The sequence below is a fragment of the Mycobacterium sp. PTI7 genome (assembly GCF_056679845.1).
Genome location: NZ_CM155252.1, coordinates 5223467 through 5236216, shown reverse-complemented (window position 1 = coordinate 5236216; position 12750 = coordinate 5223467). Strand labels below are relative to the sequence as shown.

Annotated in this window: 11 protein-coding genes; 8 read left to right on the top strand and 3 right to left on the bottom strand. The window is 69.8% G+C overall.

Translation table 11 applies throughout. The features are described from left to right. Positions 1 to 279 precede the first annotated feature (279 nt). On the top strand, positions 280 to 591 hold the full coding sequence (locus AC1MEY_RS25240; RefSeq protein WP_480228086.1) for a hypothetical protein: 312 nt from the start codon (positions 280 to 282) through the stop codon (positions 589 to 591). Between the two features lie 116 nt (positions 592 to 707). Here AC1MEY_RS25240 and AC1MEY_RS25235 read toward each other — a convergent pair whose 3' ends face one another. Then, entirely contained in the window at positions 708 to 1538 is an 831-nt protein-coding gene (locus AC1MEY_RS25235; protein ID WP_480228085.1) for an arylamine N-acetyltransferase family protein, read from the bottom strand. 106 nt (positions 1539 to 1644) lie between these two features. Here AC1MEY_RS25235 and AC1MEY_RS25230 point away from each other — a divergent pair, with 106 nt between their 5' ends. The 4 genes from AC1MEY_RS25230 to AC1MEY_RS25215 all read left to right on the top strand — a co-directional run bounded on the left by AC1MEY_RS25230 (position 1645) and on the right by AC1MEY_RS25215 (position 5860). Then, the gene (locus AC1MEY_RS25230) at positions 1645 to 2124 is read left to right on the top strand and encodes a hypothetical protein (RefSeq protein ID WP_480228084.1); all 480 of its coding nucleotides are present in this window, start codon (positions 1645 to 1647) and stop codon (positions 2122 to 2124) included. 77 nt (positions 2125 to 2201) lie between these two features. Next, positions 2202 to 3023, top strand: coding sequence for a lysophospholipid acyltransferase family protein (locus AC1MEY_RS25225; protein WP_480228083.1), 822 nt, complete (start codon positions 2202 to 2204; stop codon positions 3021 to 3023). A 1-nt stretch (position 3024) separates the two neighbouring features. After that, positions 3025 to 4647 (top strand): acyl-CoA ligase FadD12, encoded by a 1623-nt coding sequence (fadD12, locus tag AC1MEY_RS25220; RefSeq protein WP_480228082.1) that lies wholly within the window; start codon positions 3025 to 3027, stop codon positions 4645 to 4647. Then, the gene (locus tag AC1MEY_RS25215) at positions 4637 to 5860 is read left to right on the top strand and encodes an alpha/beta hydrolase (RefSeq protein WP_480231665.1); all 1224 of its coding nucleotides are present in this window, start codon (positions 4637 to 4639) and stop codon (positions 5858 to 5860) included. The genes fadD12 and AC1MEY_RS25215 overlap by 11 nt, the downstream gene beginning before the upstream one ends. Here the strand turns inward: AC1MEY_RS25215 and AC1MEY_RS25210 are convergent. Together AC1MEY_RS25210 and AC1MEY_RS25205 are read right to left on the bottom strand one after the other, a co-directional pair. Beyond that, a complete protein-coding gene (locus AC1MEY_RS25210; protein WP_480228081.1) occupies positions 5857 to 7275 on the bottom strand; it encodes a WS/DGAT/MGAT family O-acyltransferase in 1419 nt (472 codons plus the stop codon). The two genes, AC1MEY_RS25215 and AC1MEY_RS25210, sit on opposite strands and share 4 nt — an antisense overlap. Positions 7276 to 7342: 67 nt before the next feature. Continuing rightward, positions 7343 to 8566, bottom strand: coding sequence for an alpha/beta hydrolase fold domain-containing protein (locus AC1MEY_RS25205; RefSeq protein ID WP_480228080.1), 1224 nt, complete (start codon positions 8564 to 8566; stop codon positions 7343 to 7345). Between the two features lie 89 nt (positions 8567 to 8655). Between AC1MEY_RS25205 and AC1MEY_RS25200 the strand changes: the two genes are divergently transcribed. The 3 genes from AC1MEY_RS25200 to AC1MEY_RS25190 all read left to right on the top strand — a co-directional run bounded on the left by AC1MEY_RS25200 (position 8656) and on the right by AC1MEY_RS25190 (position 12678). After that, positions 8656 to 10815: an acyl-CoA dehydrogenase family protein gene (locus tag AC1MEY_RS25200; protein WP_480228079.1), complete on the top strand. Its 2160-nt coding sequence runs from the start codon at positions 8656 to 8658 to the stop codon at positions 10813 to 10815. Between the two features lie 145 nt (positions 10816 to 10960). Further along, positions 10961 to 12289, top strand: a complete 1329-nt coding sequence (locus AC1MEY_RS25195; RefSeq protein ID WP_480228078.1) for a septum formation family protein — start codon at positions 10961 to 10963, stop codon at positions 12287 to 12289. A gap of 134 nt (positions 12290 to 12423) precedes the next feature. After that, positions 12424 to 12678 carry a hypothetical protein gene (locus AC1MEY_RS25190; protein WP_480228077.1) on the top strand — a complete coding sequence of 85 codons (255 nt, stop codon included), beginning with the start codon at positions 12424 to 12426 and terminating at the stop codon, positions 12676 to 12678. Positions 12679 to 12750: the final 72 nt, after the last annotated feature.

Genomic DNA, 12750 nt, shown 5'->3' with positions numbered 1-12750 from the left:
GTGTCGATTCAACTGCTGAAGGGCATTGACGTATGCGCGAGTGGCAATGCATCCTTCTAGAAGGGAACAAATCCGTGTTCCCCGTCAGAACCGCAGCAGTTTCGCCGGTTGCAGCCGGGCTGTGGCGATGGCTCGCTTGGAACGGGCCCCTGGTGGGGCGTTGGAGAGTATCTAACTTCGCTCGCGGGGACCTCGAAGCCCCACGAACGCAGGCTTCACGTCCGCCAGGGGCTTCGATCCTCCATCCGCACCGGACACGCGCGGAGAAGGAGCGTAGCAATGGCTACGATCGATTACCCAGGGGGCTTCGATTTCCCCTATCAACCGGATGAACCGAGCGAATCCCGCGCGAAGCAGCGCTGGATCAAGGTTGCCATCTCCGGCTTCGCAGCGTGCCTTTCGTGGGTGGTTGCTTTGCTCGTACACGACGGTCCTCTCGTCGAAATCCATGAGCTGCATGTCTTCAGCGACAACACTGTTGTCGTTCAGGACTTCAAGATCGATCCCGCGATCGTCGTAAGGACGCTCCCGCCACCGCCGCCGCCGGAACCTATGGTCATTTACCTTCCCCCAGTGTGCGGTTGCGCTTAGAACTAATTGTTGAACGCCCTCAGGCCATCCGGGTCTGGGGGCTTTTACTGTGGGCCGCGGCCGACTTGAGATGTGAATCTGTTTCGTACTCCGCGGTGGACAACCTGGCCATCGGCTCACGCGTCCAGCACCTGCGCCACCCGAGCCTCCACGACGTCGCGGTCGCCGAGATCGTCGACGTCGATGCCGAACCGGTCGCGCAGCGCGTCGACCACCTGCGCCGCGGTGTCGAACCGGATCTTCTCGCTGCCCTCGCGGCGGTGGATCGCGAGGTTGCGGCCGCGCAGGTTGTACCGGGCGTCGTCGGTGACGAGTGCCGCGCTGAGTCCCACCACGAACACCGACCGCGGATGGGTCGAGACGTACCAGCTGCCCACCTCGAGATCGATGCGCGGCTGCGGCCTGGTGCCGAACGCGTACAGCGCCTGCCACTCGTCGCGCACCAGCGCCTCGAGCACCAGGTCGTCGCCTCGGGCCACGATGCGGTACGGCTCGATGCGCGTCTGCTGCACGGGGCCCACCTCGAGCCGGATCGGCGACGGCAGCGTCTGACCGCCGAAGCCGACGTCGACCAGGAAGGGCGCGTCGCCACCGAGCACGGTCACCCACAGCACGTTGTGGGTCATCGCCGGCAACGGTGCGTCGGGCGGTGCCATCCACACGACGCGTCCGGCGAGGCGCTGCACGTCGTAACCCAGCGCGTCGAGGACGTACCCGAGTAGCCCGTTGTGCTCGTAGCAGTAGCCGCCGCGCCGGCGATCGACGAGCTTGTCGGCGAGCACGTCCGGGCTCAGATCGTCGACAGGTACGCCGAGCAGGGGATCGAGGTTCTCGAACGGGATGGTCCGACCGTGCGCGGCGACGATCGCGTGCAGCACGTCCGGCGTCGGGTCGGTGGGACCGGAATGGCCGATCCGGGCGAGGTAGGCAGCGGGGTCGAACGTCACGGATCCATCCTGCGACCTTCACCGCGGTTGAGGTCAACGGCTCACCTGACCTGCGTTGTGATCAGAGCAACTGCGCAATGCGGTGGTTACCGGGACAATGGGAGTCATGACGAAATTGACGTGCGCGCTGGTGGTCGCAGCCGCGACGAGCCTGTCGGTCCTGAGCCCGGCCGTGGCCTCGGCGGACACCCCCAGGACCCTGGTCCCGCTGCTGAGCAACTACAAGAGCTGCGACTTCATCCAGCAGGACTTCGTCGACGCCACGGGCTACGGCCGGGGAGTGGCCCACCTCAGCACGTCGGGCAACACCGTCACCGCCGACGTCGACCTCGCGACCGGCGTGCCGAACACCGTCTACGACGTGCGGATCATCCAGACCCCCCGGGCCTCGCTCGGGTGCCTGCCGGGTGCCGCGGGCGTCGTCTCCGGCCTCCTGCGGACCGACCCCGGCGGCGCCGGACACACCACCGTCGCGGGTCCGATCGACGCGAACGCCACCGGCGCCTGGGTGATCATGTCCCGTCCGTCCGCGTACTCGCAGACGCCGGTGGAGTTCTACACCTCGGAGTTCATCGTCAAGGTCTGACGTGACTATGGAGTAACCCTCGGCGCCGGTTACGATCCGGAAACTAGAACACGTTCCAATCCTGCCGAGGGGTAGCCATGGCCGCGAACGACGTGGAACCGACCGATTCGACACCCACCGAGGTCACCAAGTGGGATCCCGGCCTCACCGCGAAGGTGATGGGGGTGCTCCGCCCGCTGATCAAGGGGTACCACCGGGCGGAGGTCCGCGGACTCGACGACTTCCCCGCGGGCGGCGCGCTGGTGGTGGGCAACCACTCGGGCGGCCTGTTCGCGATGGACGTCCCGGTGTTCGCGACCGGCTTCTACGAGCGGTTCGGCTACGACCGGCCGATCTTCACGCTGTCGCACGACATCCTCTTCATGGGCCCCACCGGCGACCTCTTCCGAAAGACGGGCTTCATCGGGGCGAGCCACGAGAACGCCGACGAGGCACTGCGCTCCGGCGGCGTGGTGATCGTGTTCCCCGGTGGTGACTACGACGTCTACCGACCGACGCTGTCGGAGAACACGATCGACTTCGGCGGGCGCACCGGCTACGTCCGCGCCGCGCTGAACGCCGGCGTCCCGATCGTCCCGTCGGTGTCGATCGGCGGGCAGGAGGCGCAACTGTTCCTGTCCCGTGGCGAGTGGATGGCGAAGACGCTGCGCCTGGACAAGCTGTTGCGCGCCAAGATCCTGCCCATCTCGTTCGGCTTCCCGTTCGGGCTCTCGGCGGTGCTCCCGGTGAACCTGCCGCTGCCGACCAAGATCGTGACGCAGGTGCTGCCCGCCATCGACGTCGTCGCCGAGTTCGGGGAGAACCCGGACGTGGACGAGGTCGACGCGCACGTGCGCCACGTCATGCAGCGTGCCCTCGACGAACTCGCCAGGGAACGCCGGCTCCCGGTGATCGGCTGACATGTCGCTCGTCGATCGCCTCGGCACCTCCGTCGGACTGGTCACCACCATGGCGCGCGCCGGGGTCATCACACCGATGCGACCGGACCGCTACGTGCGCATCGCCGCGGCCATGGCTCGCGAGAAGATGGGCGTCACATCGGGTTTCGCCGCCGCCGCACAGCGTTGCCCGGACCGTCCCGGTCTGATCGACGAAATCGGCACGCTGACGTGGCGGGAGGTCGACCAGCGCGCCGACGCCCTGGCCGCCGGACTGCAGGCCCTGGGCGCAGCGCGTGTCGTCGCCATCATGGCCCGCAACCACCGCGGCTTCGTCGAATCGCTGATCGCCGCCAACCGCATCGGTGCCGACGTCCTGCTGCTCAACACGTCCTTCGCCGGCCCGGCCCTCGCCGAGGTCGTCGAGCGCGAGGGCGCCGACGTGATCATCTACGACGAGGAGTTCACCGCCACCGTCGACCGTGCCCTCGCCGACGCACCCGGCACGACCCGCATCGTCGCATGGACCGACAGTGGCGCCGACCTGACCGTCGAGGGGCTGATCACGACCCACCTCGGCGAGCATCCCGAGCGCGCGTCGACCAAGAGCCGCACCATCCTGCTGACGTCGGGCACCACCGGAACGCCCAAGGGCGCCAGCCACTCCGGCGGCGGGCCGGACACGCTCAAGGCGATCCTCGACCGCACGCCGTGGCACGCCGAGGAGACCACCGTCGTCGTCGCCCCGATGTTCCACGCCTGGGGCTTCTCGCAACTGGCGTTCGCCGCGTCACTGGCGTGCACCATCGTCACGCGACGCAAGTTCGACCCCGAGGCCACCCTCGCCCTCGTCGACACCCACCGGGCCACCGGATTGTGCGTCGTTCCAGTCATGTTCGACCGGATCATGGATCTTCCCGAGGCCGTGCGCGCCCGCTACAGCGGACGCACGCTGCGCTTCGCCGCCGCGTCCGGGTCGCGCATGCGTCCCGACGTCGTGACCGCCTTCATGGACCAGTTCGGTGACGTCGTCTACAACAACTACAACGCCACCGAGGCCGGCATGATCGCCACGGCCACCCCGGCCGATCTCCGCGCCGCCCCGGACACCGCGGGCCGGCCCGCCGAGGGCACCGACGTCACGATCCTCGACCCCGACTTCCGGGAACTCCCCGCCGGTGAGGTGGGCACGATCTACGTCCGCAACTCCACCCAGTTCGACGGTTACACCTCGGGCGCCACCAAGGACTTCCACGGCGACTACATGTCGTCGGGCGACGTCGGGTACCTCGACGACGCCGGGCGACTGTTCGTGGTCGGCCGCGACGACGAGATGATCGTCTCCGGCGGCGAGAACGTGTACCCGATCGAGGTGGAGAAGACCCTGGCCGCGCACGCGGAGGTCGCCGAGGCGGCCGTCCTCGGCGTCGACGACGAACAGTACGGGCAGCGGTTGGCGGCGTTCGTCGTGCTGACCGAGGGCGCGTCGGCGGGCGTCGACGATCTGAAGGCGCACGTACGCGAGAACCTGGCGAACTACAAGGTGCCGAGGAGCATCACGGTGCTGGAAGGTTTGCCGCGGGGCAGCACTGGCAAGATCCTTCGACGTGAACTCTCCGATCTCGCTGCGCGCGATGCGCCGTAGGCGCCGCTTCCCGATCGTCCGCGCCGCCGTCGAAGTGCTCAACGCCGCGAACGCGGTGCAACCGCTCGGCCGCGAGGGTTACGTCACGATCCCGGTGTTCTTCCTGGGCTGGCCCACCGGTGAGGCCGCGCCCGTGATCGCCGGCGCCTCCGCGCTCGACGCGCTGCGGCGCGGCATCCGCGGCGACTTCCGCGGGACCGGCGGGCGAATCGCGTTGGGGCTCACGGCCGCTTCCTGGGGGCTGCTCGGCTACGTCTACGCCAGGAACAGGCGATCCCAGCCCGCGTTCGAGGAACCGCTGCGCAAGGCCCTCGGCGACGACTACGTGACCGTCGCCAAGGAGGAACGGCGTCGCCGTCCCGGCGGCGTACTGCGCACGTCGTGGTCGCGCCGCGCGTACGTCAAGAAGACCGACGTCGTGCGCTACGGTCCCCACCGCGCCAACGTGGCCGACATCTGGCACCGGTCCGACCTGCCACTCGACGGCAAGGCGCCCGTGCTGCTGCAGGTGCCCGGCGGGGCCTGGGCGATCGGCATGCGCCGGCCGCAGGCCTATCCGCTGATGGGACACCTCGCCGAACGCGGCTGGATCTGCGTGTCGATGGCCTACCGGATCAGCCCGCGCCACACCTGGCCCGCGCACATCATCGACGTGAAGCGGGCGCTGGCATGGGTCAAGGAGAATATCGCCGACTACGGCGGTGACCCGGAGTCGATCTCGATCACGGGCGGCTCGGCGGGCGGGCATCTCTGCGCCCTCGCCGCACTGACGCCGAACGAACCGCAGTGGCAACCGGGCTTCGAGGACGCCGACACCTCGGTGGTGTGCGCCGTACCGATCTACGGCCGCTACGACTGGTTCACCAGCAAGGGATCCGGCCGGCCCGAGTTCATCTCGATCCTGCAGAAGTTCATCGTCAAGCGACCGTTCGCCGAAGCGCGCGGCCTGTACCTCGAGGCGTCGCCGATCACGAAGGTCCGGGCCGACGCCCCACCGTTCTTCGTGCTGCACGGCGAGGACGACTCGATCATCCCCGTGCAGGAGGGCCGCGACTTCGCCGACGCCTTGTCGGCCGTGTCGCAGAACCCCGTCGTCTACGCCGAGATCCCGCACGCGCAGCACGCATTCGACTTCTTCGGGTCACCGCACGGCGACTACACCGCGCAGGCCGTCGGACGGTTCCTCGACTGGGTGCGCGCCAAGCGCGCCTAGGGGGCCATCGCGTTCTCGACCACCGTCAGCTCGGCGGAAAGACCTGCTGCCGTGCGGATCTCGACGAACGCCCGCACCATGGCGTCGGTCAGTTCGTGCGGATCATCCAGCGTCGCACCGTCGGACAGCACCGACACGTTCAACTGGTCGACGTAGCTCCACACCGTGATGTTCAGCCCGCTGCCCGTCGTCAACGGGCCCACCGAATAGATCTCGGTGACCAGGGCGCCGCCCACCCGGCCGTGCTCGCGCGGGCCGGGGACGTTGGAGATCGGCAGGTTCAGCACCTTGTTCTGGCCATCCTTCTCGGCGAGCCAGCCGAACAGCCGCTCCGCAGGCGCGGGCGGGAAGTAGGCCGACCACCGGCTGACGAGTTCCGGCCCCATCAGGTGGTGGGTCTCCTTGGCCTCGACGGCCGCGTCGTGGACGGCCCGGACGCGCTCGAGCGGATCGTCGAGCTGGATGGGCACCACCATCATGACGCCGGTGAAGTAGTTGCCGGACATGCGATCCCGCGAGAAGTCGAAGCTGACGGGCACCGACGCGAGCAGCGGATGGTCGGCGTGGTGGTCGTACTTCAGCGACAGCTCGCGCAGCGCGCCCGCCGAGATCGCCAGCACCATGTCGTTGATCGTCACGTCGAGGCGTTTGCCCGTCTCCTTGACGTCGGCGAGTGCCAGTGTCGCGGTGGCGAACTTGCGCGTGGCGTCCACGCGGTGGTTCATGAACGACGGCGGTGGGGTGAACGGCCGGGTGAGTTCCGGCGACAGCTTCTTCGTGCTCTTGCGTACCCGTCCGATGCCCTCGGCGGTGTAGCGCACGGTTGCAGGCAGACGCTGGATCTGACGGAGGTGGTCGACGAAGGCGGAGCGCACCAGCTCCGTCTTGGCAGGCGCGGGATCCGTTGCGTACGAATCACGGTCGGCCTGCGGGCTCGTCTCGAGGTCCATTCCACGCGCGAGCAGGTTCGCCGACGCCACCCCGTCGGCGAGGGCGTGATGGATCTTGCCCAGCACGGCGATCCGACCGTTCGCGAGACCCTCGATGAAGTACATCTCCCACAGCGGCCGGCTGCGGTCGAGCGGCGTGCTCGCGATCTCGCCGATGGCCTGGTCGAGTTCGCGGCGGCCACCCGGGCTCGCGACGCGCCACGGGCGGACGTGATAGTCGAGGTCGACCTCGCAGTTCTCCCGCCACATCGGGTGGTGGAACTTGAACGGGATGTCGATCAGCTCGTAGCGGAACGGGTCGAGCTTGTAGAGCCTGCCGTGGATCACCTGGCGGAACTCGTCGACCCCGAACTGCCGGCCGTTCAGTTGCGAGATGTCGATCACGGCGAGCTTCAGGGTGTGCATGTGCACCGTGGGGGTCTCGGTGTAGAGCAACACCGCATCCCACCCGCTGAGCCTCTTCACCGGACACCTCCACCGACGAGCGCGTGCGCCGTCGAGCGCATGCGCGAGGGGAACTCCAGACGCGAGGCTATATAACCTGCTTCGACCCCATCACCGTGTGGTTTCGGTGAACCTGGTTGAGGAACAAGCCGATTGCGCGGGCCATCGGTGCGGTGCGCGCGCCGTCGGTCATGTCGAAGCCGTGGCCGGCCCCGGGCAGTTCGACGTAGCTCACCACCGATCGCGACACCCGCTTGAGCTTCTCGACGAAGTCGCGGGCCTGCTTGACCGGGATGACCGTGTCACCGGATCCGTGCACCACCAGGAACGGCGGCGCGTCCGCCCGCACCTGGGCCAGCGGCGACGCCTTGCGGAACACCTCCGGGTGCCGGTCGATCTTCCGCTTGACGACGACGCGTTCGAGGAAGTCGACGAAGCGTGCGCGCTCCACCGTCGACCGGTCCTCCCAGCAGTAGCGGCCGTAGATGCCGATCACCGCGTCCACCGACGTGTCCGACCCCTCGGGCAGGTCGGCCTGCAGCTCCGGATCGTTCGGGGTGAGACCCGCGAGCGCGGCGAGGTGCCCGCCCGCCGAGGTGCCGGCGATCGCGACGAAGTCACGGTCGCCGCCGAACTTGTCGACGTTGGCACGCGCCCACGCGATCGCGGTCTTGACGTCGGTGATGTGTTGCGGCCAGCGGTTGTTCGGCGCCACGCGATAGTCGATGGACAGGCAGACCCACCCCATCTCGGCGAGGTGCGCCATCAACGCGTAGCCCTGCAGGATGCGGCTGCCGTGCACCCACGCACCACCCGGGACGAAGATCAGGACCGGCGCGGGCTGCGCGGGAAGTTCCTTGGGCCGCCACACGTCGAGCAGTTGCGACGGGTGGTCGCCGTAGCGCACCGACGAACGGTAGACGTTGCGGCGGTGCTCGAGCGCCTTCCACACCGGCGGGGTGCCGTCCGGTGCAGGCCACTCCTCGTTCAGCGCATCGGCGTTGACGACGCCGCGCAGCGCGGATTGCGCGACGGCACTCGCGGAGTCACGGTCCCTCTTGCGCAGTTCTCCCGCACCGGGGGCGAACATCGACTTGGCGGCGGCACCGATCAACTCCGGGGCCTGCCGCACGCCCCAGATGCTCATCGCGGTCATGCCGCCGAGCGGCTCGAGGTGCTTGCCGACGACGGGCAGCGAGGCCGCGCCCACGCTCATGGCGAGCAGGTAGTCCGAGGGGCCCGCGGACATCAGCCACCGGAGTCGCGTCGTCATCGTTGGGCCTGGATACCGGACGTCCGGTCGAGCCGTCATTTCGCGACTGTACCCCCGTGGTGGGTAGGCAGACGACAGATGAGCGAAGTTGTTCACACCTGACGTCACGAGGTGGTTGAGTCGAGGCCGTGGCCATCTCCGCACTCGCCCTCACCGACGACCACCGAGCCGTCGCCGATTCGGTATCGGGCCAGCTCGTGCGGCTGAACGCCCGGTCGCTGGCACGCGACACGCTCGCCTCCGGATCGAGTCACCCGCCCGCACTATGGGCGGCCGCGGCGGACCTCGGCTGGCAGGGCCTCGCGATCGCCGAGGAGTTCTGCGGCGCGGGTGGCGGCCTCGCCGAACTGGCCGTCGTCCTGGAGGTGCTGGGCCGGGAACTGGCACCGGGGCCGTTCCTGCCGACCGTGGCCGCAGCCGTCGTGATCGACCGCTGCGGATCGGATCACGTTCGCCGGCAACTACTTCCGGGCCTCACCGACGGGTCCGCGGTGGGTGCCATCGGCCTGTCCGGCTCGATCGCGGTGGGCGACGGAGTGGTGACCGGCGAAAGCCCCGCGGTGTTGGGCGCCCCGGATGCCGGCGTGTTCGTCCTGGTCAGCGGCGACGACGTGGTGATCCTGGACGCCGACGACGTGACCGTCACCGCGCTCGACTCGCTCGACACGACCCGCAGCATGGGGTCCGTCGCCGCACGCGACGTCACGGTGGACGAGGCGCGAATCCTCCGCGGGGCGGCCGGGCACGCCCGCACCGTCTTCCGCACGCTGGCCGCCGCCGAGGCGGTCGGGATCAGCTGGGCCACCATGAACATGGCCGTCGAGTACGCGAAGGTGCGCGAGCAGTTCGGCCGTACCATCGGCACCTTCCAGGCCGTCAAGCACCACGCCGCCAACATGCTCGTCGACGCCGAACAGACCACCGCCGCGACGTGGGACGCGGCCCGTGCCGACGACCTCGACAGCGCCGGGTTCGCCGCCGCCGTCGCCGCGTCCCACGCGATCCGCACCCAGGTGTCCAACGCGCAGGTCAACATTCAGCTGCACGGCGGGATCGGCTTCACGTGGGAGCATGACGCCCACCTCTATCTCCGGCGGGCCCGCACCCTGGCGGCCGTGCTCGCCGACGCCGGTGACCCCCTCGTCGACGTCGTCGAGGCGCAGCGCAGCGGACGGGCGCGCGGTGCGGTGTTCACGCTGCCCGACGAGGCCGAGGTGCACCGTGCGGCGGCCCGCGAGGCCGTCGACACCGTCAACGGGTTGCCCGAGGACCGGCGGCGGGACTTCCTCGTCGACTCCGGCTACCTGGTGCCGCACTGGCCGAAGCCATGGGGACGGGAGGCCGGCGTCCTCGAGCAGTTGGTGGTGGAGGAGGAATTCGCCTCCGTCGCCCGCCCGGACATGGGCATCACGGGATGGGTGACGCTCACCATCGCCCAGGCGGGCACCGACGACCAGCGTGAGCGCTGGGTGGGGCCCGTGCTGCGCGGTCGGGTCATGTGGTGCCAGCTGTTCTCCGAGCCCGGCGCCGGGTCCGACGCCGCGGCCGTGCGCACGTCGGCGACACGGGTCGACGGGGGCTGGCGCGTCACGGGCCAGAAGGTGTGGACAAGCCTCGCCCACGAGTGCCAGTGGGGGCTCGCCACGGTGCGCACCGATCACGATGCGCCCAAGCACGCCGGCGTCACGATGATGGCGATCGACATGACGGCCGACGGCGTCACGATCAACCCGCTGCGCGGCATCACCGGGCACTCGCACTTCAACGAGGTGTTCTTCGACGACGTGTTCGTGCCCGACGGCGACGTCGTCGGCGACGTCAACAAGGGCTGGCTGGTGGCCCGTGCCACCCTCGGCAACGAGCGGATCTCGATCGGCGGCGGGTCGTCGGCACCCACCGGCTTCGGCCCGGACGACCTGGTCGCGCTGCTCGACGCGGCACCGCCGGAAGTGGCGGCCGCGTCCGTCCGTCGGGCCGGCGAGGTGATCGCGGAGGGCCACACGCTGCGGCTGCTGAACCTGCGGCGCGTGACGAGGGCGATCGCAGGCGCCGAACCCGGGCCCGAGGGCAACGTCACCAAGCTGCTGCTGGCCGAGCAGTGCCAGCACGCCACCGAACTCGGGATGGACCTCGCCGGGACGGCGGCCGTGGCCGGGCTGACACCGCAGCTCACCACCGCCTACCTCGGCAACCGCGCGATGACCATCGCCGGCGGCACCTCCGAGATCACGCGGAACACGATCGCGGAGCGGATCCTGGGCCTGCCGCGCGACCCGCTGCTCAAGTAACGATCCAGCGCCAACCGAAGCACGATGCGGCCTCCCCGCGTAGCGAGGCCCCGGCAGCTGTGCCAGGCTCTGAAGTCGTGGCTGGCACACCCCGTTGCCCTGCCGCCGGAAGCGGCGACCGGGCTGAATCACTACGGTCGCGCCGGTGAAGGACCCCGACCTCGACACCGCGCTGGCCGCGCTCGCGCGCCGGCGTGACCAGGCGGCCGCCGGCGCCTCGGGGTCGCCGTGCCCGTCGCCCACGACCCGGACCAACCGGCGCGCGGCGATCGGACTGCTGCTCATCGGCCTGCTGATCGGCGGCACACTGCAGCTCACCGCGCCGGACTCGATCATCCGCGATCCGAACAAGGACAGTCGCGCCGCCAAGGTGTTCGCCAACGCGCAACCGGGGACGTGCCTGAGCTGGCCGGCCGACGAACCCGACAAGCCGTCGTTCGTGCAGTGCAGCAGCGATCACCTGTTCGAGGTGGCCCGGTCGGTCGACATGGACGCCTTCGCCGAACCCTGCCAGCGCGCCGTCAGCGAGTACCTCGGCCCGCGCTACGACCCGAACAGCCGCTTCACCAGCGGCGTGCTGTGGGCCGGTGACGCGGCGGCCGCCCCGTCCGATCGGAAGCTGCTGTGCGGCCTGCAGCTGCTGGGCATGGGCGCGAAGCCGATGCCGTTCACGGGCCTGGTGGCCGAACTCGACCAGTCGAAGGTGTGGCCCGTGGGCACGTGCCTCGGCGTCGACGGCGCGACCACCGTGCCGACCGACGAGATCGTCGACTGCGCCCAACCGCACGCCGCGGAGGTGGCCGGAGCCGTCAGCCTCGCCGAGCGCTTCACGTCCGGTCCGCCGAGCGAGGCCGACCAGGACTCGTTCCTGCGCGAGGGGTGCGCGCGACTCGCCGAGGGCTACCTGGCGCCGCGTGGGCTGCAGGCTGCCGAGCTGGTGGCCCAATTCACCCCGCTGGCTCGGGCGAGTTGGGCGGCGGGCAGCCGCCAGGTGTCGTGCAACGTGGCGCCGCCCGCCGGTGCGGAGTGGAAGCCATTGCTGGGCAGGGTCGGTCGCGTGCAGAGCGACGTGCCCGCGCCTGCCGCGCCCGCTGCGCCTGCTGCGCCGGTGGTGCCTGTTGTGCCTGCGCCGGTGGCGCCGCCGCCGGCCCCGGTCGTCGCGCCCCCGCCCGTCTACACCGAGCCGCTGGCCCCGGCTCCGACCGCGGAGCCGATTGCGCCGTCGCCGGTCACCCCGTCGCCCACCGAGTCGACGCCTGCTCCGTCGCCTGAGTCCCCTGCCCCGCCGTCGCCTGCTGCGCCGTCGCCTGCCCCGCCATCTCCTGCTGCGCCGCCTCCTGGGCCGTCGACCGAGCAGCCGCTCGGACCGCCGCCCGGCCCGGCCCCCGGCGAGATCCCGCCCGAGCCCCCGCCGCCGAACGTCGTCGAAATCCCGGGTCTCGCGCCGATTACCCTCCCCTTCCCACCCCCCTAGCCCGGTCGCCTTCTTCGGCGAGCGTGCGTGTTTGCGGGCGACACGCCGGGCCTGGACCTGACTTCGCGCACGCTCGCGGGGGCGCTCGCCTGGACGGAGGACGCCCGATGAGGGGTCTACGGTTCGTGCGTCGCGTGGATGGTCTGACGTATGTGTTCGTCCGAGATGGCGAATTGGACGGCTATCCCGACTACAAGCGCATCGACGGCGACGTCTGGTGCCGTCGGCTCCCTGACTTCGGCTGGGCGGTGTGCGACGGAAGCGGCGCAGTGTCCGCCCGCCCGTTCGAAGACGCGGGAGCCGGTGACGTTCCGCCGGTGGGTGTATGGGTCAGTTACAAGGGCAATCGGTCCTACGTGTACGACATGGTGCAAGTGGACGACGCCTGACTTTTGGGGTCTCTCGGCGAGCGTGCGCAAAGTCAGGTTTCAACCCGGCGTGTCGCCCGCAAACACGCACGC